The following is a 26,354-nucleotide window of genomic DNA, read 5'->3' as shown; positions in this document are numbered from 1 at the left end:
TTTCTTTCCGCCTCCCGAGATTGCCCATGTCCGATACCCTGCCCCAGTCCCTTTCCGCCCTGGAACAGAAGGACGAGTTCATCGCCCGCCACATCGGCCCCTGCGCCAGCGAAATGAGCCAGATGCTGGCCGCCATCGGTGCCGCCAGCCTGGATCAGCTGGTGGATCAGACCGTGCCCGCCGCCATCCGCTTCCCCGCCGACCTGCCCCTGCCCGCCCCCCGGCGCGAGCATGAGGCCCTGGCCGACCTGAAGGCCCTGGCCGGTCGCAATGTGGTGAAAAAGTCCCTCATCGGACAGGGCTATCACGAGACCCTGACGCCCAAGGTGATCCTGCGCAACGTGCTGGAAAACCCGGGCTGGTACACCGCCTACACCCCCTACCAGGCCGAGATCGCCCAGGGCCGCCTGGAAGCCCTGCTCAACTACCAGCAGGTGATCATCGATCTCACCGGTCTGGAACTGGCCAACGCCTCCCTGCTGGACGAGGCCACCGCCGCCGCCGAGGCCATGACCATGGCCCGCCGCGTCTCCAAGTCCGGCTCCAACCGCTTCTTCGTGGATGCAGCCTGCTTCCCCCAGACCATCGACGTGGTCAAGACCCGGGCCGCCTACTTCGGCTTCGAGCTGATCTTCGGGCCGGTGGAAGAAGCCGCCACGGTGGAGGTCTTCGGCGCCCTGCTGCAGTACCCCAACGACAAGGGGGAGGTGCAGGACCTCACCGCCACCATCGCCGCCCTCAAGGCCAAGGGTGCCGTCACCGCCGTGGCCTGCGACCTCATGGCCCTGGTGCTGCTGAAATCCCCCGGTGCCATGGGGGCCGACATGGCCCTGGGTTCTTCCCAGCGCTTTGGCATTCCCATGGGCTTCGGCGGCCCCCATGCCGCCTTCTTCGCCTGCAAGGACGAACACAAGCGCTCCGTGGCCGGCCGCATCATCGGCGTCTCCGTCGATGCCCGGGGCAACAAGGCCCTGCGCATGGCCCTGCAGACCCGGGAACAGCACATCCGCCGGGAGAAGGCCAATTCCAACATCTGTACTTCCCAGGTGCTGCTGGCCAACATGGCCGGCATGTATGCCGTCTATCACGGCCCCGAGGGTCTCAAGACCATCGCCCGCCGCATCCACCGCCTGGCCGCCATCCTGGCCACGGGCCTGGCCAAGGCCGGCATCAAGCAGCTCAACGCCTGCTACTTCGACACCCTGCAGCTGGACCTGGGGGCCAAGGCCCTCACCGTGTACCAGGCCGCCCAGAATGCCGGCTACAACCTGCGTCTGATCGAGGGCGGCCGCCTCGGCATCGCCCTCAATGAAAAGACCACCCGGGAAGACGTGGCCACCCTGCTGCAACTCATCGCTGGCGTGAAAGTCGACATCGAGGCCCTGGACGCCCAGGTGGCCGCCGCCGACCCAGCCCTGCCGGCCGAGCTGCTGCGCACCGACGCCATCCTCAGCCATCCCGTGTTCAACACCCACCACACCGAACACGAGATGCTGCGCTACCTGAAGAAGCTGCAGAACAAGGACCTGGCCCTGGATCACTCCATGATCTCCCTGGGTTCCTGCACCATGAAGCTGAACGCCACCAGCGAGATGATTCCCGTCACCTGGCCCGAGTTCGGCGACATCCACCCCTTCGCGCCCCTGGACCAGGCCCAGGGCTACCTGGAGATGATCGAGCAGTTGGCCGAGTGGCTGAAGACCGTCACCGGTTTCGACGCCGTCTGCATGCAGCCCAACTCCGGCGCCCAGGGCGAATACGCCGGCCTGGTGGCCATCCGCCGCTACCAGGAGGCCAACGGCCAGGGCCAGCGCGACATCTGCCTGATTCCCAAGTCCGCCCACGGCACCAACCCGGCCACCGCCCAGATGGCCGGCCTGCAGGTGGTGGTGGTGGATTGCGACGACAACGGCAACGTGGACGTGGCCGATCTCAAGGCCAAGGCCGAGCAGCACGCCGCCAAGCTCTCCTGCCTGATGCTCACCTACCCTTCCACCCACGGGGTGTTCGAGGAAGCGGTGAAGGATATCTGCGACATCGTGCACGCCAACGGCGGCCAGGTGTACATGGACGGCGCCAACCTCAACGCCCAGGTGGGCCTCACTGCTCCCGGCTTCATCGGCGCCGACGTGTCCCACATGAACCTGCACAAGACCTTCGCCATCCCCCACGGCGGCGGCGGCCCGGGCATGGGCCCCATCGGCCTCAAGGCCCATCTGGCCCCCTACATGGCCGACCACGCGGTGCAGGCCACCGGCCCTGCCGAGCGCAAGCACAAGGGCCAGGGCGCCGTTTCCGCCGCTCCCTTCGGCTCCGCCTCCATCCTGCCCATTTCCTGGATGTACATCGCCATGCTGGGCGGCAAGGGCGTCAAGACCGCCACCCAGGTGGCCATCCTCAACGCCAACTACGTCGCCGCCCGCCTGCAGGAACACTACCCCGTGCTGTACCGGGGCAAGAACGGCCGCGTCGCCCACGAGTGCATCCTGGACATCCGCCCCATCAAGGCGGCCACCGGCATCGCCGAGATCGACATCGCCAAGCGCCTCATGGATTACGGCTTCCACGCCCCCACGGTGAGCTTCCCGGTGGCCGGCACCATCATGGTGGAGCCCACCGAATCCGAATCCAAGGCCGAGCTGGACCGCTTCATCGACGCCCTGATCGCCATCCGCAACGAAATCCGCAAGGTGGAAGCGGGCCAGTGGCCGGCGGACAACAACCCGCTGAAGCACGCCCCCCACACCCAGAAGGATCTGGCCGACGAGGTCTGGAGCCGCCCCTACAGCCGTCAGGAAGCCTGCTATCCCCTGGCCTGGGTGGCTGAGAACAAGTTCTGGCCCAGCGTGAACCGCATCGACGACGTGTACGGCGACCGCAATCTCTTCTGCGCCTGCGCCCCTGTGGAGGACTACCAACATGGCTGATCAGATCCTGGTACTCACCGTCATCGGTGACGACCGCCCCGGCCTGGTGGAGCAGCTATCCACCGCCATCTCCACCCATCAGGGCAACTGGCTGGAATCCTCCATGTCCCGTCTGGCGGGCAAGTTTGCCGGCATCCTCAAGGTCAGCGTACCGGCCGAGCAGGCCCCAGCCCTGCAGCAGGCACTGGCCGGCCTCTCCCTGCTCAAGGTGACGGTAGAAAGCTCCCCCGAAAGCCAGGAAGCCCCCAAGGGCCGCCGCCTGCGCCTTTCCCTGGTGGGCCACGACCGCATTGGCATCGTGCGCGAGGTCTCCCAAGTGCTGGCCCGCCACGGCGTCAATGTGGAGGAGCTGGCCACCCACACCTCCAGTGCCCCCATGTCCGCCGAAATCCTCTTCCACGCCCAGGTCAGCCTGCTGGCCGGGCCGGGACTGGATGTGCGCGGCCTCACCGGCGAGCTGGAACGGCTCTCCAACGATCTCATGGTCGATATTTCCCTGGACGAAAAGCTCAGCGCCTGAGCTTCCCGCCCCCCGTCCCGTTCCCGGGGCGGGGCCACTCCCCGCTTTTTTCCCCACATTTCATTTCGGTCAAAGGCCGATGCCCCGGGCCGGGGCACAATTCCACCTCCATCCCCTTACCCTTCCCCCATGTCCGGTCCCATCGAAGTGCGCATGCCCAAATACCCCGAATGCTGGGAGAGTTGCGGCAACTGCGCCCAGGGCGACGTCTTCGTGCTGGAACTCCTGGTCCAAGCCGGTGACACATTGGCACGGGACGACAACATCCTGACCCTGGAAACCGGCAAGGTGGCCCTGGACATTCCCAGCCCTTACGCCGGCACGGTGCGGGAAGTCTTCGTCTGCGCAGGCGACGTCCTGGCCGAAGGCGCCCTGCTGCTGACCCTGGACCCGTCCTAACCGCCTGATCCTATGGGAGCCCCCATGGCCATCCAGCCCCGACGTCTGCGACTTGCCCATCTGGGGGCCGCCCTGGCCAGCGGCGGGCGCACCTTCGCCCGCAACCCGGGCCCCAGCGCGCTCCTGGCCCTGCCCCTGGCCGTCGTCGGCGTACTGATCTGGCTGATCCTGGGCCAGGCCGCCGTCGCCCCCCTGGCCCTAGCCGCCAGCGGCGGCTTCATGCTGGTCGGCCCCCTGCTGCTGGTGGGCTATTTCGAACTGGCGGACCGCAGCGCCCGTGGTGAAGCGGCCCCTGCAGCCCTGGCCTTCACCGCCTACCGGCGCGCCCCCACCGGCCTGTGGGCCATCGGTGCCGTGTGCACCTTTTTCTACCTGATCTGGATCACCGACGCGGCCACACTCTACGGCTTCATGGTGGGCGGCGAACCCCGGGGCCTGGCCACCCTGCTCAGCCCCGGCACCGACGTGCAGGCCTTCCTGCGCTGGAGCTCCCTCATGGGGGCGGTGCTGGCCTTCATGATCTACGCCGTCACCGCCTTCGCCGTGCCCCTGCTGCACTACGGCCGGGCCAACCTGATCCAGGCCGTGGTTCTCAGCGTCCGCGCCGTCTTCGGTAACTTCCTCCTGGCGCTGCTGTGGGGCGTCCTGCTGGCTGCCGGCGTCATCGGCAGCATCCTGCTGCTGTTTCCCTTTCCGCTGGTTTTCCCCCTGCTGGCCTACGCCAGCCACGCCCTCTACCAACAGGTCTTTCCCCTGGAATAAAGGGAGTTCCCATGTCTGCGCCCCTGCTGCCGCACAGCCTCTACCGCATCGAACTGTGCAGCGGCGAACAGCGCCGCTGGCGCTACCGGGGAGAGGATGCCCAGGGCAACCGGTGGTGGCGGGATGAGGAAAGCGGCCAGGAATTCAACGAAGCTTCCCTCATGTATGCCTGGCAGGTGCTGGGCCCTGCCCCGGACGACCTGCCGGCGTCGATCCACCGGCTGCTGGCCGAGCAAATGGATGCGGCCCTGATCCTGGCCGACAAGGAAGGAGTAATCCGCCTGTGGAATGGGGCGGCCACCGCCCTCTTCGGCTTTCCCGCCGCCGCCGCCATCGGCGCCAGTCTGGACCTGATCATTCCGGAGCATCTGCGCGCCGCCCACTGGCGCGGCTTCCACCAGGCCATGGCCCGGGGCGCCGTGCAGCATCCGGGCAAGCCCCGCCTGACCCGGGCCCTGCAGGTGGACGGGCAGAAGCGCTACGTCAGCATGAGTTTTTCCGTGATCCAGGACGATACGGGCCAGACCATCGGCTCCCTGGCCCTGGCCTGGGCTGCCGACAAGCCGGCAGGGGCCTGAGCCGGTTCAGCCGCCAGCCTCGGCCTCAGCCGTAGCGCCGCGCCGCTTCCACCGCCAGGCCAGCGCCGATGCTGCCGAAGAGATCCCCTTCCACCGCCCGGGCCTGGGGCAGGACGGCGGCGATGCGCTGGCGCAGACGGGGAATGCCGCTGGAACCGCCGGTGAAGAACACCGTATCGATCCGCCCGGCGTCGACACCCGCCTGCCGCAGCAAGTCGCTGACGGTGCCTTCGACCCGTTCCACCAGGCTTGTCGTGGCCTGATCGAACTCGCTGCGACTCAGCTCATGGCTGAGGCCGGCTTCCAGGCGCTCCAGGGACAGGGTGCAGGTGTCCGCATCCGAGAGGGCGATCTTGGCCTGCTCCACCTCGTTGGCCAGCCAGTGACCGGCCCGTTCTCCGATCAGCCCCAGCAGGCGCTGCATCTTTTCCGGCGCTGCCGCATCCATGGCCAGGCGCTGCTGTTCGGCCAGCACCTGGCGGGTGTAGGCGAAGTTGATGGTGTGCCAAGTGGCCAGGTTGAAGAAGATGCTGGCCGGCATTTCCCGGCCGCTGCGCAGCAGGCTGCGGTAGCCCAGCAGGGGCATGACCCCGGCCAGGCTCAACAGGCGGTCGAAATCGGTGCCGCCGATATGCACGCCGCCGTTGGCCAGCAGGTCGTCCCGGCGCTCCGCCTGGCGTGCCCGCTCGGGGGAAAGGCGGATCAGGGAAAAGTCCGAGGTGCCGCCGCCGATGTCGGCCACCAGCACCAGTTCCTCCCGCGCCAGAGTGGTCTCGTAGTGGTAGGCGGCGGCGATGGGCTCGTACTGGAAGCTGACCTCCTTGAAGCCCACGGCCCGGGCGATGTCGCCCAGGGTGTTCTCGGCCAGGCGGTCGGCGTCGCTGTCGTCGTCCACAAAGAACACCGGCCGGCCCAGCACCGCCTGCTCGAATTCGCCGCCGGCCTGGCGGTCGGCCCGTCGCTTCAGTTCGCCGATGAACTGGGCCAGCAGGTCACGGAAATGCAGGGCCCGGCCTTGCACTTCGGTCTTGCCGTCCAGCAGGCTGCTGCCCAGGAGGCTTTTCAGGGAGCGCATCAGGCGGCCCTCGTAGCCGGCCAGATACTCGCCCAGGCCGGCCCGGCCGAAGCTGGTGCTGTTGTCTTCCGCATTGAAGAAGACCACGGACGGCAGGGTCACCTTGCCCTCCTCCAGGGCCAGCAGCGTGGGCTGGCCGGGGCGCAGGCAGCCCACGGTGGAGTTGGAGGTGCCGAAGTCGAGGCCGCAGGCGCGGCGGGGAGCGGTGGCAGGCATGGAATGACGGCGGTTGGTGGCGAAGACGAAGGTTGCCGGCCAACGCGGCGAGGTCGGCAGGGGGCGGCGGATGCTACGCCAGGCTCCGGCGGATGTCTACCCGGGCGGTCGGCCAAGCCATTGAGGCAACGGGGAAAAGGGGCGCCCGGCCCCATGGCCGGCACCCCCGACCCGGGCCGGCCCCGACGTCGCCCTCCCCCAACAGGCAGCCATCGCCTAAAAAACAGGCACTTAGGGGCATTGGCTCCCCAGGCCGTCGGGAGCCCACGACAAATCCGGGTCGCCGGAAGCAGGCCGGGAGCATTGCCGTAATCGTCGCACCCGCCCCAAAGTCGCCAACTGGCGCGGGATTTCAGCCAGCCCTGGCTGGCAGCGGCATCCTTTCCCGATCCCAGGCACGGGCCTTGCGAAGTAAAGGCTCCAACCTGCGAAAAGGAGCTTCCATGCTGAACAAGCAATCCCTGTTTTCCTCCAAGCGCGAGGAAACCGTCCTGCCCCGCAATCCCTGGCCCGGCAGCGCGCCCCAGACCAACAGCAGCAACGTCAGCAGCGCGCCCAAAGCCAGCACGGCCAGCACGGCCAGTGCACCGCCGCCGGCGCCGGTGGCTGCCGACAAGGAACAGCCCTCCGGCAGCCGTCTCATCGTCGGCCCCGACGTCAAGCTGAAGGGGGCGGAAATCCAGGATTGCGACACCCTGGTGGTGGAAGGACGGGTGGAGGCCACCCTGGACAGCCGCCTGATCCAGATCGCCGAACAGGGCGCCTTTTCCGGCAAGGTCAGCATCGACGTGGCGGAAATCCGGGGCACCTTCGAAGGCGAGCTGGTGGCCCGCAAGCAGCTGTTCATCCACGCCAGCGGCCGAGTCAGCGGCACCATCCGCTACGGCAGCATCCTCATCGACGAAGGCGGCCAGGTTTCCGGCGACGTGCGCTCCCTGGGGGATGAACACCAGGCAGGCTCGGCCAAGGCCAGCCCGGCCGAACCCGGCATTCCGACCCTGCACGGCAACGTCACCCTGAAGGAGGGCAAGAAGGAAAACGCACTGCTCTAGGCCACCGGCAGGCCCGGCGGCGGGCGGGCTTTGCGGCCCATCCGCCGCCGGGCCTTGAACGGCTGCGGGCGGAGGGTTAAGCTCGACCCGCCCGCTTCCTGCGGGCCACGACAACACCAGCCAGGAGACTGATCCATGTCCCAGCCAAAACACAAACATGCCCCCCTGTGGACCGCCATCGGCCTAGGCCTGATGCTCGGCACCGCCCCGGCCTTCGCCGACAAACCTTCCTGGGCCGGCGGCGGCAACGACAAACATGGCCAGGACGAACGTCCGGGCAAGGGCCGTAACGACCGGGATGACCGGGGCCGGGGCGATGATGGCCGCCGGGATGGCCGGGATGGGCGCCGTGACGGCGCCTCGGTGGAAATCCGCTTCGGCGGCGGTGACCGGGACCTGATCCGGGATTACTACGGCAACAGCATCCGCAGCAAGGGCTGCCCGCCCGGGCTGGCGAAAAAACACAACGGCTGCCTGCCGCCGGGACAGGCCAAGCAGTGGCAGCGGGGCGCCCGCCTGCCCAGCGGCGTGGTCATCTACGACCTGCCGCGGGACCTTTCCATCCGCCTCGGCACGCCGCCAGCCGGCTACCGTTACGTGCGGGTTGCCTCCGATATCCTGCTCATTGCCGTGGGCACCAGCATGGTGGTGGACGCCATCGAGGACCTGGGCGGACTTTGAGCCCCCCTGCCCTGGCGCCCAGGCAGGACGCCATCAACGACAACGGCACCCCGCGGGGTGCCGTTTTTGCTGGCTGCGGGGCATGGCCCCGCCAGGATCAAACCCGGAAGCCGCTGACCGCCCGCTGCATTTCGCCGGCCACCCGGTCCAGGGTATCGGAAGCCCGGGAAGTCTCGTTGGCCGCCGCATTGGTTTCCTCCGCGTGGGTGGCGATTTCCTCCACCTTGCGCGCCACTTCCGTGGAGGCGGTGGACTGCTCCCGCAGGGCGATATCCACGTCGCCGATGATCTCAGCCACCCGGCGCGCCATCTCCTGCAGCTTGGCGATGGTCTCGCCGGCCTGCTGGGCGTGGCTGACGCTGCTCTCCACCGCCCCGACGCCGCCGCTGATGCCGGCCACCACCTGCCGGGTGGATTCCTGGATGGAATCCACCATCTGGGTGATCTCCCCGGTGGAATGGGCCGTCCGCTCGGACAGCTTGCGCACTTCGTCGGCCACCACGGCAAAGCCGCGGCCGTGCTCGCCGGCCCGGGCCGCCTCGATGGCGGCGTTGAGGGCCAGCAGGTTGGTCTGGTCGGCGATGTCCTTGATGACGCTGACGATGCTGGAAATCTTCGCCGATTCCACTTCCAGCTCACCGATCTGCTCGGCCGCCGCCTTCACCACATGGGACACCTGGTCGATTTCCCCCACCAGCCGTTCCACCGTCTCCCGCCCTTCCCGGGCCTGCTCGTCGGATTCACCGGCCAGCCGGGCGGCATCGCCGGTACTGTCGGAAACGTGGTTGATGGAAACGGTCAGTTCCTCAATGTTGGCAGCGATGGCTGAAGAGGCGGAACTCTGCACGGTGACGCTCTGCTCCATCTGCTTCACCGTCTGGTTCAGCTGCTGGGCTGCGCTGGAGATTTCCTCCGCCCCCATCTTGGTCTGGCCGATGGTGCTGCGCAGGGCCGTCTGCATGTCGCCCATGGCGCCCACCAGGCGCCCCACTTCATCCGCCGTCGGTGCCGGCAGGGCGCCGGTGAGGTCGCCGGCGGCGATGCGCCGGGCGCCGGCCAGAGCCTCTTCCAGACGCCGGGAAATCCGCCGGGCCAGCAGGAAGGAGGCCACCAGGGCCACCAGCAGCCCCAGCACCAGGGCCGTCAGGCCGCTGCTGATGGCGCTGGAAACATCGCTCATGGCCTGGGCGGCGGAACGGTCGGCCCCTTCCCGGTTGAACTTAGCCAGGGCATCGGTGGAGTCGCGCAGCTGGTTGGCCTTTTCCACCCAGCCCTTGCGCCGCAGCTGCTGGGCCTCCTCTTCCTTGCCAGCCTTTTCCAGCACAATCGCCTCCTCGACCACGGCCTTGTAGGCATTGACCGCCTTACCCACCTCGTCGAGGATTTTCTGCTCTTCCGAGCCGGTTACCAGAGGCGCGTATTCCTTGAGCACGGTACGCACGTCTTCATCCAGCTTGGCCAGGCTTTTTTCGATTTTGGCCTTGTCCTCGGCGCTGCCGGGCAGCATGTACTCCAGGCTGCGCACCCGGTAACGCAGGCGCTCCTGGCTGATCTTGCCCACCATCTGCAGGGAAGGCAGCCAGTTGCCGATGATGTCCCGGGTTTCCCCGCCGACTTTCTGCAATTGATAGAGACAGAACAGCAGGGCCAGGATCAGGACCCCGCCGGTAATGGCGAAATTGAAGTACAGCTTGGCCCGCAGGCTCAGGTTGTCAAACCAGGTCATCTTCGCTACCCCCAGGGACTGTTATTGGTACGCCTTATGGCGCTTGCTCGTACGTTCCACCACTATAGTCCAAAACTATACCGCCATCATTGCCTAAAAGCCTCCGTCGACAAAGCCCGGTGGCGCCCGCGGCAAGGCTCGGTACAATAGCGCCTTTGCCGCCGGCCCCGCCCGCGGCCCAGCCGAATTCCACCCATCAAGAGTGCTCCATGGCCCAATACGTAATGTCGATGCTCCGCGTGAGCAAGATCGTCCCGCCCAAGCGGCAGATCATCAAGGATATTTCCCTCTCCTTCTTCCCCGGCGCCAAGATCGGCCTGCTGGGCCTGAACGGCTCCGGCAAGTCCACCGTGCTGAAGATCATGGCCGGCGCCGACAAGGAATACGATGGCGAAGTGCAGTGGCAACCGAACCTGAACATCGGCTACCTGCCCCAGGAACCCCAGCTGGACCCGGAAAAGACCGTGCGCCAGGAGGTGGAATCGGCCCTGGGCGAGATCATGGGCGCCAAGCAGCGCCTGGAGGAGGTGTACGCCGCCTACGCCGAACCCGATGCGGACTTCGACAAGCTGGCCGAGGAACAGGCGCGCTGCGAGGCCATCCTGGCCGCCGCCGGCAGCGACACCGAAGCCCAGATGGAGATCGCCGCCGACGCCCTGCGCCTGCCGGCCTGGGATGCGCTGATCAAGAACCTGTCCGGCGGTGAGAAGCGCCGCGTCGCCCTGTGCAAGCTGCTGCTCTCCAAGCCCGACATGCTGCTGCTGGACGAACCCACCAACCACCTGGATGCCGAGTCCGTGGAATGGCTGGAACAGTTCCTCTGCCGCTTCCCCGGCACCGTGGTGGCCGTCACCCACGACCGCTACTTCCTCGACAACGCCGCTGAATGGATTCTGGAACTGGACCGGGGCCAGGGCATTCCCTGGAAGGGCAACTACTCCTCCTGGCTGGAACAGAAGGAGGAGCGGCTGGAGCAGGAAGGCCGCCAGGAAGCCGCCCGCATGAAGGCCATGAAACAGGAACTGGAATGGGTGCGGCAAAACCCCAAGGGTCGCCAGGCCAAGTCCAAGGCCCGTATCGCCCGCTTCGAGGAACTCTCCAGCTACGAATACCAGAAGCGCAACGAAACCCAGGAAATCTTCATCCCCGTGGGTGAGCGCCTGGGCAATGAGGTCATCGAGTTCAATGGCGTCTCCAAGGCCTTCGGCGACCGGCTGCTGATCGACAACCTGTCCTTCAAGATTCCCGCCGGTGCCATCGTCGGCATCATCGGCCCCAACGGTGCCGGTAAATCCACCCTGTTCCGCATGATCACCGGCAAGGAAGCCCCGGACAGCGGCGAAGTGAAGATCGGCAGCACGGTGAAGATGGCCTTCGTGGACCAGAGCCGGGAAAACCTTTCCGCCAACAAGACCGTCTTCGAGGAAATCGCCAACGGCGCCGACATCCTCACCGTGGGCAAGTTCGAAATGCCCAGCCGGGCCTACATCGGCCGCTTCAACTTCAAGGGCGGCGACCAGCAGAAGCAGGTCGGCACCCTCTCCGGCGGCGAGCGTGGCCGCCTGCACCTGGCCAAGACCCTGCTGGAGGGCGGCAACGTCCTGCTGCTGGACGAACCTTCCAACGACCTGGACGTGGAAACCCTGCGGGCCCTGGAAGACGCCCTGCTGGAATTCCCCGGCTCGGCCCTCATCATCTCCCACGACCGCTGGTTCCTGGACCGGATCTGTACCCACATCCTGGCGGCCGAAGGCGATTCCCAATGGACCTTCTTCGACGGCAACTACCAGGAATACGAAGCCGACAAGAAGAAGCGCCTGGGCGAAGAAGGCGCCAAGCCCAAGCGCATCCGCTACAAGCCCATCAGCCGTTGAGGGCTCAGGCAGCCCCCCCGCGACGTTGCCGTCCGGAATGGCCGCCTGTCAGCACGACCCCAAGCCCGCCTTTGGCGGGCTTTTTCCATCTAGATAACTTTCATGCCCCTTTACGCCACCTTGCGCCGCCTCGACCTGCACCTGGAAAACCGGCAGGAACGCCCCGCCCTGAGCGGCTGGCGGCGTTTTGTGGCGGAATTCTGGTGGTTCGGCATCAAGGAAGCCCGGGCCTGCATCTTCGCCGGACTGTTCTTTCTCGCCCTCTTCGTCGTGCCGCGGGGGGGCTGGCTGGGCATCGCCCGCTACGACCTGCTCCTGCTGATCGCCCTGGCCTTGCAGGCATGGCTGCTGTGGCGGCGCATTGAAACCTGGGATGAAGCCCGGACCATCCTGCTCTTCCACCTGGCAGGATTCGCCCTAGAGGTCTTCAAGGTATCCGCTCCCATCGCCTCCTGGAGCTACCCGGACCCCGCCTTGACCAAGGTGTTGGGCGTACCACTGTTCTCCGGCTTCATGTACGCAGCTGTCGGCAGCTATGTCATGCAGGCGTGGCGCATCCTCCATCTGCGAATCGAACGCCACCCGCCTTACTGGATGAGCGGCGGCCTGGCCCTGCTGCTCTATCTCAACCTGTTTACCCACCACTTCATCGGCGACTACCGCTGGTATCTGGCCGCCCTCGCCCTGGGGCTTTACGCCCGCAGCAGCATCGTTTTCCCCCCCCTGGACCGGGAACGTTCCATGCCCTTCCTGCTCGGCTTCATCCTGGTGGGCTTTTTCATCTGGCTGGCAGAGAACATGGGCACCTTTCTCGGCGTCTGGCGCTATCCCAACCAGTTGGGTGCCTGGGCCACCGTGCATCTGGGCAAATGGTCATCCTGGACCATGCTGGCCCTGATGAGTTTTTCCCTGATCAGCGGCCTCAAGCAGGTCAAAGCCCGAATTCAGATTTCGCCCTAGCCATCCCTGTCGGGATGGCCGGCAAAAAAATACCCGCCTCAAGGACGGGTATTTTTGGGAATCTTTGGTGGCCCTTTACCTGGGCGGCCCGCTTAGTGGCGGGGACGCAGGCTGGCTTCGAACGCGGCTTCGTACTGCTCGGGAAACTGGTAGGCGCTGAAGGCGTTGCGCACCACATCCAGATTCTGGCTGGCGCCCTGATCTTCAAAGCGGATACCGATGGAACGGCCATTGTTGGCCAGGGTCATGAAAGCGTAACGCCAGCTTTGGGCTTCGGCCAGGCGCTCGCGCAGTTCATCTTCGCGGGTGATGGTGATTCCGGCCCGTTTCAGGGAATCCAGGAATTCTTCGAAGGATTCGTTGCTCAGACTGCCCATTTGATACTCTCCTTTGAATGACCGGGACAATTTCTTGCCCCATGAGGCCAATAACGCAGGAGAGATTTAATCGGTTGACTTAAAGTTTCACTTTAATTGCCAGGTCGCCGCCAGGCCCGGAATCAGGCCTTGGCAGTGCGCCGCCACAGGGTTTGCAGCATTCCGGAGAGGTTCCACTGGCGGCTTTCCACATAGAAATGGAAGGCCGTGCCCGCCACGATGCTGCCCAGCCAGGCCAGGACCATGCCCGTCAGCTGCAGGGCAGGCTCCGCCGGGACGAAGCGGTCAAAAGCACCATTGACCAGCAGGCAGACCGGGAAATGCACCAGGAAAACGGAATAGGAAACCCGGGAGAGGAAGGTGATGGCCGTCTGGCCCGGCAAACCCAGGGGCCAGCGTTCCATCCAGCCGCTGCGCCGGGCCAGGCCCAGGGCCAGGGCAGCGCACAGGGCCACGGCGATGCGCAGGCGGAAATCCAGGAACAGGGCCACCAGGGCCACCGAGGCGATGATGGCCAGCCAGACGGGGGACTGCCCCCGCTCGGAAGCCCAGTAGGCCATCACACCCATGCCGTAGGCGCCGAAGAAATAGACGGCCCAGACATCCCAGCTGGCGTCCCGGTTGAAATGGAACAGGGAAGCCAGCACCAGGGAAAACACCAGGATCATGCCCAGGCTGTGCACGCCGCGGCTGCGACCGCCGGCCATGGCGGGAATGCGTTCCCGGCCCCAGCGCCCCAGCCAGAGCAGGCCGACCAGCAGGGCGAAGAGCTGGAAGTCGATGGCGATATACCAGACCCCGGCGGAGAGGGCATCAAAATCCAGGATGTTGTGCAGCAGGAAGGCGTGGGCCAGCACCTGCAGGGCCATGGGCTTGTCCGGGATGGAGTCGTGATCCATCCACAGGCGGGCCACATGGGCACAGACGACGGCGATGGCCATGGCGGCAAGGAATGGCGGCACCAGGCGCAGGTAACGCCGCGCCAGCATATTGACCGGCTGTCGCGTCAGCAGTTGGCCCTGGGGCGCCAGGGCGCGAATGGCGAGAAAGCCGCCCACCACCAGGAACACCTGGACGGCGATGCGGGCATATTCGCTGAGCCAGCCGATGAGGCCGGGAACCAGCTCCTGGGCGGCGTCGGACATGGGGCCGTAGAAGGCCAGGTGGTGCAGAACGATCAGTTGGGAAGCAAACGCCTTGAGGACGTCGATGAATACCAGGCGGGATGGTCCGGAGGACATGGCAGCTTGAGCAGGGGGTCGCCATCGCCGCGGGCGATGGTGGCACGGATTCCAGGTTGTAAATTGCGGTTGAGAGAACGGCCCGGGGACAACGTCCGGGGCCCGCCGTCAGGCAAACCCCGGAATTGTAGCAAAATCAAGCCTCTTTGACGCGCTTGGCAATATGCTCCAGGGCTTCATCCACCTGATCCACCAGGATCAGGCACAGGTCGCCCGGGCTCAGCCGGGCCAGGGCCGTGTCGATGGCCAGGAACTCGCCCCGCACCTCCTCCACGTTCCGGGTGCGGCTGGCGCCCTGCAGGCCTTCCCGCAACAGGCCCAGCACTTCACCGTCGGCGCGGCCGCGTTGGCAGGCATCCTGGTACAGGATGACCTCGTCGAAGGCACCGCCGAGGATGCGGGTCTGCTGGCGGATATCCTCGTCGCGGCGGTCGCCGGCACCGCTGATGACCACGGAACGGCGCTTGGCCGTCATGGTGGCGATGGCGTTGGTCAGGGCCTGGATGGCATCCGGATTGTGGCCGTAGTCGGCGATCAGGGTGGCGCCCTTGTAGTCGAACAGGTTGAAACGGCCGGGAGCGGTGGAGGCGTCGCTGACGAAGGTGGCCAGGCCCTGGCGGATCACCTCCCAGGAGATGCCGATGGCCCAGGCGGCACCGGTGGCCGCCATGACGTTTTCCACCTGGAAGCCGATGCTGCCGTTACGGGTCAGGGGCACGCCGGAGAGGGGGATGCGATGGACCACGGTGGAACCTTCGGCGGCCACGATGTCGCCGCCTTCCACATAGAGGCCGCGACGGCCCTGGGCGAACTGGGTGGCCATCACCGGATGGTGCGGATCGGCGGCGAAGAAGGTGACGCTGCCCGGGCAGGACTCGGCCATGCGGGCGACGATGGGGTCGGTGGCATTGAGCACGGCGGTGCCGTTGTTGGCCACGTTCTCGACGATGACCCGCTTCACCACCGCCAGGTCTTCCACGGTATTGATGTAGGCCAGGCCCAGGTGGTCGCCCATGCCGATATTGGTGACCACGGCCACGTTGCAACGATCGAACCCCAGGCCCTCGCGCAACACGCCGCCCCGGGCGGTTTCCAGCACGGCCGCATCCACATCCGGGTGCAGCAGGACGTTGCGGGCGCTCTTCGGACCGGAGCAGTCGCCGGTGTCGATGCGCTTGCCCTGGATATAGACACCGTCGGTGCCGGTCATGCCGGTGCGCTGGCCATTGCAGGTGAACAGGTGGGAAATCAGGCGCACCGTGGTGGTCTTGCCGTTGGTGCCGGCCACGGCCACCACCGGGATGCGGCCGTCGTCGCCGTCCGGATACATGGTGGAGATGACCGCCTCGCCCACCGCCCGGCCCTTGCCGAAGGAAGGCTGCAGGTGCATGCGCAGGCCGGGGGCTGCATTGACTTCGACGATGCCGCCGCCCTGCTCTTCCAGGGGGCGCTGCACGGTCTCGCACACCACGTCCACACCGCAGATGTCCAGGCCCACCATCTGGGCCGCGGCCACGGCCTTGGCCGCCAGTTCGGGATGGACGTCGTCGGTGACGTCGGTGGCCGAGCCGCCGGTGGACAGGTTGGCGTTGTTGCGCAGGGGCACCCGGGCGCCACGGGGCGGCACCGAGTCGGCGTTGTAGTTCTGCCGGGCCAGGGTGGCCAGGGCGATTTCATCGAAACGGATCTTGGTCAGGGAGGTGGCATGGCCCTCGCCCCGGCGCGGGTCCGCATTCACCTGGTCCACCAGCTGGCGGATGGTATGCACGCCGTCGCCGATGACCTGGGGCGGATCGCGGCGGGCGGCCGCCACCAGCTGCTTGCCCACCACCAGGACGCGGAAGTCCTGGCCGGGCAGGTAGCGTTCCACCATCACATCATCGCGGAATTCGGAAGCCACATCGAAGGCCTGGCGGACCTCCGCCTCGCTCTTCAGGTTGACCGCCACGCCCTTGCCCTGGTTACCGTCCCGGGGTTTGACCACTACCGGCAGACCGATCTCCTGGGCGGCCGCCCAGGCATCGTCGGCATCGGCCACGGTCCGGCCCCAGGGCACCGGCACGCCAGCGGCGCGCAGCAGTTCCTTGGTCAGTTCCTTGTCCTGGGCGATGGATTCGGCAATGGCGCTGGTGCAATCCATTTCGGCCGCCTGGATGCGGCGCTGCTTGCTGCCCCAGCCAAACTGCACCAGGCTGCCCTCGGTCAGACGGCGGAAGGGGATGTTGCGGGCAATGGCCGCATCGACGATGGAACCGGTGGAAGGACCGAGGCGCACGTCCTCGTCCAGTTCCCGCAGGCGGGCCAGCACATTGTCCAGGTCGAAGGGCGTGTTCTCCAGGGCCGCCTGGCACAGGGACACGGCCAGGTCGAAGGCCAGGCGCCCGACGGGCTCCTCGGTGTATTCCACCACCACCTGGTAAACCCCGGGGTCCAGGGTTTCGGAAGTGCGGCTGAAGGTCACCGGGCAGCCGGCGGAAGCCTGCAGGCCCAGGGCCGCAAATTGCAGGGCATGGGCCACGGACGGCAGGGCAGCGGCACCGGCCGGCATGACCAGGCCGATTTCCGGGAAGCGCTCCAGCAGCCGGTCGAGGAAACTTTCCAGCAGGGCGGAAGAGGCGGGGGAAAAGCGCTCGGCCTCGCTACAGGTAACGATGGCTTCGATGGAGGTGTGGCGGCTCCACAGGTTGGGGCCGCGCAGGGCTCGGATGCGGGAGACTTCCATAAAAAATCCTGTTGTGACCGTTTAGTCGGGCCTGCCCGGGAAAGCCCGGGGCAGGCGTCTCGTCAGTCGGCAATCATCAAATGGCGGGTGCAGCGTCCAGCACGAAGGTTTCCAGGCCGGCGCGGATCACCTCGGGGGCAATGTCCAGGGCCCGGGCCGTAGCCACGGCGGCCAGCACGTTCTCGGCCTGGAAGGCTTCGCCGCCGGCAGCCATGGGCACCTGGGCCAGGTCCAGCAGCTTGGTTTCCTCCCAGCCCTTGGCCAGGACCACGGCACCTTCCCGCAGCAGCACGGCACGACCGCCCTTGGAGCGGTGCTCGGCCAGTACCGGCAGGCTCGGATCGGCGGCGAAATAGATCACCTCGCCGTCGCACAGCTCGGCCATCTCCACCAGCTGGGGTTCCCGGGCATTGAGCACGGCGACGCCGGTGGGCAGCACCACGTCCACCTGGGTACGCAGGGTGGTGAAGCGCTTCTCCGGGGAGTCCATGTAGTACTTGCTGAGGTCCTCGATGGGCTCGAAATTGGTCAGCACCCCCACCTGGCAACGGTCGTAGGCCAGGCCTTCGGTGACGATGGAAGTGGCGCTATTCTCGATCACGGCAGCCTGCACCGAACGGTTCATCAGGACGCGGCGGGCCGTATCCCACTGGGCCCGGTCCCCGGCTTCCACCAGGCGGCGGTCCAGGTACAGACCGGTGCTGCAGGCCAGGCCGGTGTAGTGGCCGGACAATTCGAGCAGGCGGGTGACGACGCGGGCCACGGTGGTCTTGCCCTTGCCGCCGCTGATGCCCACCACGGGGATGCGGCCGCTGTCGCCGTTGGGGAACAGGTGTTCGACGATGGCCTTGCCCACAGGCTGGGGCTCGCCGGCAGCGGGCTTGATGTGCATCAGCAGGCCGGGACCGGCATTGACCTCGACGATGGCGCCGCCCTGGTCGGCCAGGGGCTTGGACACGTCCTCCACCACCAGGTCCACCCCGGCGATGTCCAGACCGACGATGCGGGCCGCCAGGGCCACGGTCTCGGCCGTATCCGGATGCACTTCGGCGGTACAGTCGATGGAGACGTTGCCGTTGCGCTGGATCACCACCACCTTGCCTTCCGGCGGCACGCCGTCGGGCTCGAAGCCCTGGCGCCGGACCTCCAGGCGGGCGGCGGAATCCAGGCGGACCCGGTTGAGCGGATGATCTTCGCTGTTGCCGCGGCGGGGATCGGAATTCAGTTGCAGCTCGATCAGTTCCAGCACGGTGGATTTGCCGTCCCCCACCACCTGGGCGGTCTCGCCCCGGGAGGCGGCCACCATGCGGCCGCCCACCACCAGCAGGCGATGTTCGTTGCCGGGAATGAAACGTTCGACGATGACTTCGCTGCCTTCGTCCTGGGCCACGCTGAAGGCGGTCTCGATCTCTTCCCGGGTGGTCAGGTTGGTGAACACGCCGCGGCCGTGGTTGCCGTCGCTGGGCTTGACCACCACCGGCAGGCCGATGTCCTCGGCCGCTTCCCAGGCATCTTCCGACGACTTGACGGTGACGCCCTCGGGGACCGGCACGCCACAGGAGGCCAGCAGGCTCTTGGTCAGGTCCTTGTCCCGGGAGATACTTTCGGCAATGGCGCTGGTGCGGTCCGTCTCGGCCGTCCAGATGCGGCGCTGGCGGGAACCGTAACCCAGCTGCACCAGGTTGCCAGTGGACAGGCGGATGAAGGGCAGGTGCCGGCTCTCGGCGGCCTCCACGATGCAGCCGGTGGAGGGGCCGAGGCAGTAGTCGTCCACCAGCTCCCGCAGGTGGCTCACCGCCGCCGCCACGTCGAAGGGCTTGTCCTCGATCCCGGCCATGACCAGGTCCCGGGCCGCTTCCAGGGCGTAGCGGGTGACCATCTCGTGCCAGGCCGTCACCACCACCTTGTAGACACCGCGGATCGGCACTTCCCGGGCGCGGCCGAAGCCGCCGGGCATGCCGGCCAGGGCCTGCAGCTCCAGGGAGACGTGCTCCATGATGTGGCCGGGCCAGGTCCCCTCTTCCACCCGGCGCAGGAAGCCGCCGCGCTCGTCATAGCTGCAGCGGTGTTCCACCAGGCCGGGCAGCCAGGATGAGAGGCGCTCGTAGAAACCGGGGATGGTGTTGGACGGACAGTCCTCCAGATCGCCGATGTCGATCAGGGCTTCGAGGACGGGGGTGTAGGTCCAGACGTTGGGACCCTTGAGATGGGTAATGCTCAGAAATTTGATTGTCTTGTGGCTCATACCTTGTGCCGGAACCGGGGAACCTGCAGGCTCAGGTCAACTCCTTGGGGAAAACTGCGTTTAGCTTAGCTTCCGCGCTATTTCCGATGTAGCCCAAGAAGGGATCAACCTGGCCCGTTTTTCCGGGGGACTCTCCTTTGTAAGGTAAAATCAACGCGCAACTTTTCTTTTGGTTCACCGGCGGGTGCAAAAATTATTTCACAAAACGTAGAACCCTTACGGGAAATTTCCAAGCTGTCCTCCCAATCCGCATCCCTCACCACCACTCTGGAAGAGCTTCCCGGTGCCTGGCTGACGGAGTTGTCCGCCCTCCTGGGGCCGGACGAAACCATCCTGGCCCACCTGGAACTGGACCTGGACAAGACCCTGCGCTTTGCCCGGGGCCTGGTCCTGGTCACCGACCGCCAGCTCATCGCCCGCAGCGGCGAAGAGCCTGCCTGGCAGGCCTTTCCCTACCGGGCCGGCCTCCACCTGCAGCGTCGGGATCATGCCGGCGTGGCCAGCCTGGAGCTGGTGGACGAGCAGCGACAGCTGGCCCGCTGGCGCCATACCCTGGGCAAGGACACCAACGCCCGCCAGGTGCTGGATCACTTCGAGCAGCAGCGGGATGCCGCCGTCAGCGGCCAGCCCGTGGAAGCCCCGCCCGCCGCCATCTGCGCCCGCTGCGGCGCCCCCCTGGTGCCGGGCCAGGACGACTGCCCGAGCTGCGCCAAGGAGCTGTACACCCCGCCCTCCACCTGGACCCTGTTCCGCCTGTGGCGCTTTGCCCGGCCCTACCGGGGCCAGTTGCTGGCCGGCTTCATCCTGACCCTGATCTCCACCGCCGCCACCCTGGTGGCGCCCTACATGACCATGCCCCTCATGGACGAGGTGCTGATCCCCTACCAGAACGGCCAGCCCCTGGACACCGGCAAGGTCTACTTCTATCTGGGCGGCCTGCTGGGTTCGGCCCTGCTGGCCTGGGGCCTGGGCTGGGCCAAGACCTACATCCTGGCCCTGGTGTCGGAGCGCCTTGGCGCCGACCTGCGCAGCCAGACCTACGAGCACCTGCTCAAGCTGTCCCTGGAATACTTCGGCGGCAAGCGCACCGGCGATCTGATGGCCCGCATCGGCAGCGAGTCGGACCGCATCTGCGTCTTCCTCTCCCTGTACCTGCTGGACTTCTTCACCGACGTGCTGATGATCACCATGACGGCGGTGATCCTGGTCTCCATCAATCCCTGGCTGGCGGCGGTGACCCTCATTCCCCTGCCCTTCATCGTCTGGCTCATCCACGTGGTGCGGGACAAGCTGCGCCACGGCTTCGAGCAGATCGACCGGGTCTGGTCCGGCGTCACCAGCGTGCTGGCCGACACCATCCCGGGCATCCGGGTGGTCAAGGCCTTCGCCCAGGAAAAGCGGGAAACCAGCCGTTTCAAGGACGCCAACCAGCGCAACCTGGAGGCCAACGACCGGGTGAACCGGCTGTGGTCCCTCTTCTCCCCCACCATCACCCTGCTCACGGAAGTGGGCCTGCTCATCGTCTGGGGCCTGGGTATCTGGCTGGTGACAAAGAACCAGGTGACCGTGGGCACCCTGGCCGCCTTCCTGGCCTACATCGGGCGCTTCTACACCCGCCTCGATTCCATGAGCCGCATCGTCTCCCACACCCAGAAGGCCGCTTCCGGCGCCAAGCGTATCTTCGACATCCTGGACCACGTTTCCAGCGTGCCGGAACCGGTCAAGCCCCAGCACCTGACCAAGGTGGAAGGCGGCATCACCGTGGAGCGGGTGGGCTTCCGCTACGGCAACCGCACCGTGCTGCGGGGTGTGGACCTGAAGATCAACCCGGGCGAGATGATCGGCCTGGTGGGCCACTCCGGCTCCGGCAAGAGCACCCTGGTGAACCTCATCTGCCGCTTCTACGACGTGGGCGAAGGTGCCATCTGCATCGACGGCGTGGACGTGCGCAACATTCCCGTGTCCGAATACCGCAAGCACATCGGCCTGGTGCTGCAGGAGCCCTTCCTCTTCTTCGGCACCATTGCCGAGAACATCGCCTACGGCAAGCCGGACGCCAGCCGGGAGGAAATCGTCGCCGCCGCCCGGGCCGCCCATGCCCACGAGTTCATCCTGCGCCTGCCCCACGGCTACGACTCCCTGGTGGGCGAACGGGGCCAGGCCCTCTCCGGCGGCGAGCGCCAACGCATCTCCATCGCCCGGGCCCTGCTCATCGACCCCAAGATCCTGATCCTGGACGAAGCCACTTCCGCCGTGGATACGGAAACCGAACTGGAAATCCAGGGCGCCCTGGACAACCTGATCAAGGGCCGCACCACCATCGCCATCGCCCACCGCCTGTCCACCCTGCGCAAAGCCGACCGGCTGGTGGTCATGGATCGCGGCGTGGTGGTGGAAGAAGGCCAGCACGACGAACTGATCGCCAAGGAAGGCGCCTACTACCGCCTGTACACCGCCCAGACCAAGCAGCTCGACGAGCAGCTGGCCGAGCGTGAGAGCGAGGAATGAACGCCATGACGCCCTGCAATTTCACCCTGATTCGCAATCCCTTCGGCCAGCTGGTGTTCACCGGCGCCGAGGGCGACGTCCACGAAGGCGTGGTGCCGGTGCGCGCCTTCGGCATCACCGCCCCGGACGAGGGCCTGGCCCTGGTCAACGCCCACGGCAAGGAACTGCTATGGATCGAGCGCCTGGCCGACCTGCCGGAAGGCCCGCGGCAACTGGTGGTCGAAGAACTGGCCAACCGGGAGTTCATGCCGGTCATCTCCCGCATCGTGCACGTTTCCAGCTTCGCCACCCCCAGTACTTGGGACGTGGAAACGGACCGGGGCAACGCCCGCCTGGTGCTCAAGGGCGAGGACGACATCCGCCGCCTCAACCAGCAGGCCCTGCTCATTTCCGACAGCCACGGCGTGCAGTACCTGATCCGCAACCGCCAGGCCCTGGACAAGCCCAGCCGCAAGTTTCTCGAACGCTTCCTGTAAGAACCTTCGCCACAGAGGGCACAGAGAGCGAATACCTGCTGGCTGGAGAGGTAATATTGGCGCCATTCTTCACCGCTGCACCGCGAAGAATGGCGTCCCTCCTTCCTCTCCGGGCAGTGTCATTTCCAGCGGCCAGCTGAAATAATCTGAACTCCTGTCGCCCGCGGCGCACCAAGTAACGCCTGCCCGTACCCATGGCGTTACGGCTTTCCCGCTTTTACTCTGTGTTCTCTGTGCCTCTGTGGCAATAAAAGATTCCCCCATGCCCCATCCCCTCGCCCACCCGCTTGAACTCCTCGCCCCCGCCAAGAATGCCGACTTCGGCATGGAAGCCATCGTCCACGGCGCCGACGCCGTCTATATCGGCGGTCCGGCCTTCGGCGCCCGGGCCAATGCGGGCAACAGCGTGGCCGACATCGCCGGCCTCAGCGAATTCGCCCACCGCTACAACGCCCGGGTACTGGTGGCCCTCAACACCATCCTCAAGGACGAGGAACTGGAGACCGCCCGCCGCATCGCCTGGGAATGCCACGACGCCGGCGCCGACGCCCTCATCATCCAGGACATGGGCCTGCTGCAGCTCGACCTGCCGCCGATCCAGCTCCACGCCAGCACCCAGACCGACATCCGCTCCGTGGACAAGGCCCGCTTCCTGCAGGACGTGGGCTTCTCCCAGATCGTCCTGGCCCGGGAGCTGGACCTGGAACAGGTCCGCCAGATTGCCGCCCAGACCGACATCGCCCTGGAGTTTTTCGTGCACGGCGCCCTCTGCGTCAGCTACAGCGGCCTGTGCAACATCAGCCACGCCCACACCGGCCGCAGCGCCAACCGGGGCGAATGTTCCCAGGCCTGCCGCCTGCCCTACGACCTGGAAAACGAGCAGGGCCAGATCATCGCCAGCGACAAGCACCTGCTCTCCATGAAGGACAACGACCAGAGCGCCAACCTGCTGGCCCTGGCCCAGGCCGGCATCAGCTCCTTCAAGATCGAAGGCCGGCTGAAGGACCTCTCCTACGTCAAGAACATCACCGCCCACTACCGCACCCTGCTGGACGGCATCCTGGCGCAGCATCCCCAATTCACCCGCTCCTCCGCCGGCCGCAGCACCTTCTTCTTCACCCCCCAGCCGGAAAAGACCTTCAACCGGGGCGCCACCGACTACTTTGTGCACGGCCGGGGCCACAGCGAAGTGGGCGCCTTCGACACCCCCGCCTTCTCCGGCCCGGCCATCGGCAAGGTGAGCCGCCTGGGCAAGGGCTGGTTCGAGGTCGAGACGGCGGAAGCCCTGCACAACGGCGACGGCCTCTCCTATTTCGACGGTCACGGCGAACTGGTGGGCCTGCGCCTCAATACGGCGGAGAAGGTGGGCGCGGCCTGGCGCTGCACGCCCAACGAAGTGCCGGCGGACCTGGCCGTGGGCACCGCCATCCACCGCAACCGGGACCAGGAATTCGAACGCATCCTGGAAAAGAAGTCGGCGGAACGCCGGGTGGGCATCACCATGGTCTTCGCCGAAAGCGGCGACGGCTTCGCCCTGACCCTGACGGACGAAACCGGCATAGCCGTCAGCGTGCCCCTGGCCCACGCCAAGGAAGCCGCCCAGAACGGCGAACGGGCCCTGGCCGGCCTCCGGGAAAACCTGGCCAAGCTGGGCAACACCCTGTACGTGGCCGACGGGGTGGAGCTGCAGCTGTCCCAGCCCTGGTTCCTGCCCGCCGGCGCCATCAACGCCCTGCGCCGGGAAGCGGTGGCAGCCCTGGATACGGCCCGGGCCGCCGCCTACCAGCGCCCGCCCCGGGCCAGGCCGGTGGAGCCGCCGGCCCTCTACCCGGAAGTGGAACTGACCTACCTGGGCAATGTGTACAACCGCAAGGCCCGGGAGTTCTACCTCAAGCACGGGGTGGAACTGATCGCCGCGGCCTACGAGGCGGACGAGGAGAAGGGCGCCGTTTCCCTGATGATCACCAAGCACTGCCTGCGCCACAGCTTCAACCTGTGCCCCAAGGAAGTGAAGGGATTAAAGCCCGATCCCCTGACCCTGGTGAACAACGGCGAGCGCCTGACCCTGAAGTTCGACTGCGTGAAGTGCGAAATGCACGTGGTGGGCAAGATGCGCAAGAACCGCAGCATCCAGCTCATGCCCCACTGAGTGGGGGAAAAACCTTTAGCCACAGAGGGCACAGAGAACACAGAGAAGAGCGATGCCAAGCCGTTGCTTTACCTCTGTGTTCTCTGTGCCCTCTGTGGCAAAAAGTTAGCTCAATAATGGGGCGGAATCTCGTCCTGCAGGGTGCGCTTTTCTTCCGGCAGGCTGGCCAGCATCTGCTGCCGCAGGGCCCGCAGGTCGTGCTGCAGTTGTTCGATCAGCTGCTGCTGGCGGAAGACGGTGCGATTCAGTTCGTCGATGGCATCGTCGGCAAAGCTGAGCTTGATTTCCAGTTCGTTCAGACGCTCTTCCATGGCGGTTCCCGGTCGTTGAGTGAGGGCGGATTCTACGCCTGCCGCCCCATGGCTTACACTACGCCCCTCACGCCTGCTCCCACCCTGCCTTGACTACCCAGCCCCCCGCCCCGCCCCGCCACAGCCTCTTCGAAGACCTCCAGGCCCTCCTGGTGGCGCCCCTGGTGGTCGCTTTCGCCGTGCTGCTGTTCCGCCATGCCGGTCTCCTCACCGGCGGCACCACCGGCCTCGCCTTCCTCGCCCATTACGGCCTCGACCTGCCGTTCGGCCCCGCCTTCTTCCTCATCAACCTGCCCTTCTACTTTTTCTCGGTGCGGGCCCTGGGCTGGAACTTCACCCTCAAGACCTTCATCGCCGTGGCCCTGCTCTCCCTCTATACGGAGCTGCTGCCGGCCCACGTCGCCTTTGCCAGCCTGGAGCCGGTCTTTGCCGCCCTCATGGGGGGCTTTCTCACCGGCATCGGCCTGCTCATGCTGGTGCGCCACCGGGCCAGCCTCGGCGGCCTCGGCGTCATGGCCGTGTATTTGCAGGAGCGGCGCGGCTGGCGCGCCGGCCACGTGCAGATGGCCGCCGACGTGGCCATCCTCTCGGCCGCCCTGCTGGTGCGGGACCCCTACCACGTGCTGCTCTCCATCCTCGGCGCCGTCGCCCTCAACTTCGTCATCGCCGTCAATCACCGCCCCGGCCGCTACGCCGGCACCTGAACCATGGCCCGGGACGACGACTACGAACTGAGGCAGAGCGTGCCGCCCGAGCGCCTCAGCGGCCGTCCCTACCTCAAGGACGAGGCGGATGAACTGGCCCTCCACTTCGACTTCCGCACGGTGCAGAGCACCATGTCCAAGGCCGACCCCACGGCCCTCACCCTGGGCTACACCCGCTCCATGATGGGCTTCCTCCTGCTCCATCCGGAGCCGGCCCGCATCGCCATGATCGGCCTGGGGGGCGGTTCCCTGGCCAAGTACTGCCTGCAGCGCCTGCCCGGGGTGGATTTCACCGCGGTGGAGATCGACCCGGCGGTGATCGCCCTGCGCGACGAATTCCGCCTGCCGCCGGACGGCGACAACTTCCGCGTCGTCTGCGCCGACGGGGCCGACTACATCCGGGCCATAGAGGACAGCGTGGACGTGCTGCTCATCGACGGCTTCTGCCTCGACGGCCTGCCGCGCCAGCTCTGCACCACCGCCTTCTACGACTACTGCTACGCCCGCCTCAAGCCCGGCGGCGTCATGGTGGTCAACCTGTGGGCCGGCGACGACCTGCTGCAGCTCTACCTGGGCCGCCTGCGCCAGTGCTTCGACGGCCGGGTGCTGCTGATCGACGCCCAGGAGGAAGGCAACCAGATCGCCTTCGCCTGCAAGCAGGAGGACTTCCCCCCGTCCCTGGAGCAGCTGCGCAGCCGCAGCAACGAGCTGGCCCCCGCCCACCCCATCGACCTGCCGGACACCGCCGCCCGCCTGCGCCGGGCCCTGGAAGGCCGGCGCAAGCAGCGGGGCCGCGGCCGCTCCGCCTGAACCTCGGCAAGAGGCCGCAGCGGTGGCCAAGCTGCTGTTTC

General features: G+C 66.5%; 21 protein-coding genes. 14 read left to right on the top strand and 7 right to left on the bottom strand.

The features are described from left to right. Nucleotides 1-26: 26 nt before the first annotated feature. The 5 genes from gcvP to ACLSSQ_RS08405 all read left to right on the top strand — a co-directional run bounded on the left by gcvP (nt 27) and on the right by ACLSSQ_RS08405 (nt 5,186). Complete coding sequence (gene gcvP / locus ACLSSQ_RS08425) at nt 27-2,927, top strand: aminomethyl-transferring glycine dehydrogenase (RefSeq protein WP_014237765.1); 2,901 nt, start codon at nt 27-29, stop codon at nt 2,925-2,927. Beyond that, complete coding sequence (locus ACLSSQ_RS08420) at nt 2,920-3,447, top strand: glycine cleavage system protein R (RefSeq protein ID WP_014237766.1); 528 nt, start codon at nt 2,920-2,922, stop codon at nt 3,445-3,447. Before gcvP ends, ACLSSQ_RS08420 begins: the two co-directional genes overlap by 8 nt. Nucleotides 3,448-3,576: 129 nt before the next feature. After that, nucleotides 3,577-3,846: a biotin/lipoyl-containing protein gene (locus tag ACLSSQ_RS08415; protein ID WP_014237767.1), complete on the top strand. Its 270-nt coding sequence runs from the start codon at nt 3,577-3,579 to the stop codon at nt 3,844-3,846. 24 nt (nt 3,847-3,870) lie between these two features. After that, entirely contained in the window at nt 3,871-4,608 is a 738-nt protein-coding gene (locus ACLSSQ_RS08410; protein WP_014237768.1) for a DUF2189 domain-containing protein, read from the top strand. A gap of 11 nt (nt 4,609-4,619) precedes the next feature. Further along, on the top strand, nt 4,620-5,186 hold the full coding sequence (locus ACLSSQ_RS08405; protein ID WP_014237769.1) for a PAS domain-containing protein: 567 nt from the start codon (nt 4,620-4,622) through the stop codon (nt 5,184-5,186). A gap of 25 nt (nt 5,187-5,211) precedes the next feature. Here the strand turns inward: ACLSSQ_RS08405 and ACLSSQ_RS08400 are convergent, their stop codons facing one another. Beyond that, the gene (locus ACLSSQ_RS08400) at nt 5,212-6,477 is read right to left on the bottom strand and encodes an Hsp70 family protein (protein ID WP_014237770.1); all 1,266 of its coding nucleotides are present in this window, start codon (nt 6,475-6,477) and stop codon (nt 5,212-5,214) included. 443 nt (nt 6,478-6,920) lie between these two features. Here ACLSSQ_RS08400 and ACLSSQ_RS08395 point away from each other — a divergent pair, with 443 nt between their 5' ends. Together ACLSSQ_RS08395 and ACLSSQ_RS08390 are read left to right on the top strand one after the other, a co-directional pair. Further along, complete coding sequence (locus tag ACLSSQ_RS08395) at nt 6,921-7,529, top strand: bactofilin family protein (protein ID WP_014237771.1); 609 nt, start codon at nt 6,921-6,923, stop codon at nt 7,527-7,529. A gap of 135 nt (nt 7,530-7,664) precedes the next feature. Then, complete coding sequence (locus ACLSSQ_RS08390) at nt 7,665-8,210, top strand: hypothetical protein (RefSeq protein ID WP_014237772.1); 546 nt, start codon at nt 7,665-7,667, stop codon at nt 8,208-8,210. 97 nt (nt 8,211-8,307) lie between these two features. On the opposite strand, the gene ACLSSQ_RS08385 is transcribed toward ACLSSQ_RS08390, so the two are convergent. Beyond that, nucleotides 8,308-9,936, bottom strand: coding sequence for a methyl-accepting chemotaxis protein (locus tag ACLSSQ_RS08385; RefSeq protein WP_014237773.1), 1,629 nt, complete (start codon nt 9,934-9,936; stop codon nt 8,308-8,310). 209 nt (nt 9,937-10,145) lie between these two features. On the opposite strand from ACLSSQ_RS08385, the gene ettA reads away from it, so the two are divergent. Both ettA and ACLSSQ_RS08375 read left to right on the top strand, forming a co-directional pair. Beyond that, nucleotides 10,146-11,810, top strand: a complete 1,665-nt coding sequence (ettA, locus tag ACLSSQ_RS08380; protein ID WP_014237774.1) for an energy-dependent translational throttle protein EttA — start codon at nt 10,146-10,148, stop codon at nt 11,808-11,810. A gap of 102 nt (nt 11,811-11,912) precedes the next feature. After that, nucleotides 11,913-12,770: a DUF817 domain-containing protein gene (locus ACLSSQ_RS08375; protein WP_014237775.1), complete on the top strand. Its 858-nt coding sequence runs from the start codon at nt 11,913-11,915 to the stop codon at nt 12,768-12,770. 92 nt (nt 12,771-12,862) lie between these two features. Here ACLSSQ_RS08375 and ACLSSQ_RS08370 read toward each other — a convergent pair whose 3' ends face one another. The 4 genes from ACLSSQ_RS08370 to cphA (ACLSSQ_RS08355) form a co-directional block, all read right to left on the bottom strand. Further along, complete coding sequence (locus tag ACLSSQ_RS08370; protein WP_014237776.1) at nt 12,863-13,147, bottom strand: hypothetical protein; 285 nt, start codon at nt 13,145-13,147, stop codon at nt 12,863-12,865. A 122-nt stretch (nt 13,148-13,269) separates the two neighbouring features. Beyond that, on the bottom strand, nt 13,270-14,388 hold the full coding sequence (locus ACLSSQ_RS08365) for an acyltransferase family protein (protein ID WP_014237777.1): 1,119 nt from the start codon (nt 14,386-14,388) through the stop codon (nt 13,270-13,272). Nucleotides 14,389-14,524: 136 nt separating this feature from the next. Next, nucleotides 14,525-17,110, bottom strand: coding sequence for a cyanophycin synthetase (gene cphA, locus ACLSSQ_RS08360; protein WP_014237778.1), 2,586 nt, complete (start codon nt 17,108-17,110; stop codon nt 14,525-14,527). 76 nt (nt 17,111-17,186) lie between these two features. Beyond that, a complete protein-coding gene (cphA, locus tag ACLSSQ_RS08355; RefSeq protein ID WP_014237779.1) occupies nt 17,187-19,355 on the bottom strand; it encodes a cyanophycin synthetase in 2,169 nt (722 codons plus the stop codon). A 300-nt stretch (nt 19,356-19,655) separates the two neighbouring features. Here cphA (ACLSSQ_RS08355) and ACLSSQ_RS08350 point away from each other — a divergent pair, with 300 nt between their 5' ends. From ACLSSQ_RS08350 to ACLSSQ_RS08340, 3 genes are all read left to right on the top strand, one after another. Further along, nucleotides 19,656-21,863 (top strand): ABC transporter ATP-binding protein, encoded by a 2,208-nt coding sequence (locus ACLSSQ_RS08350; protein ID WP_014237780.1) that lies wholly within the window; start codon nt 19,656-19,658, stop codon nt 21,861-21,863. Nucleotides 21,864-21,868: 5 nt separating this feature from the next. After that, a complete protein-coding gene (locus ACLSSQ_RS08345) occupies nt 21,869-22,339 on the top strand; it encodes a DUF1854 domain-containing protein (protein ID WP_014237781.1) in 471 nt (156 codons plus the stop codon). Between the two features lie 262 nt (nt 22,340-22,601). Continuing rightward, nucleotides 22,602-24,488: a peptidase U32 family protein gene (locus tag ACLSSQ_RS08340; protein WP_014237782.1), complete on the top strand. Its 1,887-nt coding sequence runs from the start codon at nt 22,602-22,604 to the stop codon at nt 24,486-24,488. Nucleotides 24,489-24,598: 110 nt separating this feature from the next. On the opposite strand, the gene ACLSSQ_RS08335 is transcribed toward ACLSSQ_RS08340, so the two are convergent. Further along, a complete protein-coding gene (locus tag ACLSSQ_RS08335; RefSeq protein ID WP_014237783.1) occupies nt 24,599-24,799 on the bottom strand; it encodes a SlyX family protein in 201 nt (66 codons plus the stop codon). A gap of 89 nt (nt 24,800-24,888) precedes the next feature. Here ACLSSQ_RS08335 and ACLSSQ_RS08330 point away from each other — a divergent pair, with 89 nt between their 5' ends. Continuing rightward, complete coding sequence (locus ACLSSQ_RS08330; protein ID WP_014237784.1) at nt 24,889-25,503, top strand: YitT family protein; 615 nt, start codon at nt 24,889-24,891, stop codon at nt 25,501-25,503. Between the two features lie 3 nt (nt 25,504-25,506). Further along, nucleotides 25,507-26,313 carry a fused MFS/spermidine synthase gene (locus ACLSSQ_RS08325; protein WP_014237785.1) on the top strand — a complete coding sequence of 269 codons (807 nt, stop codon included), beginning with the start codon at nt 25,507-25,509 and terminating at the stop codon, nt 26,311-26,313. Nucleotides 26,314-26,354 lie beyond the last annotated feature (41 nt).

This window comes from Azospira sp. APE16 (assembly GCF_047901315.1).
Taxonomy (GTDB): Bacteria; Pseudomonadota; Gammaproteobacteria; order Burkholderiales; family Rhodocyclaceae; genus Azospira; species Azospira oryzae.
This window is presented reverse-complemented; position numbering and strand designations above follow the sequence as displayed.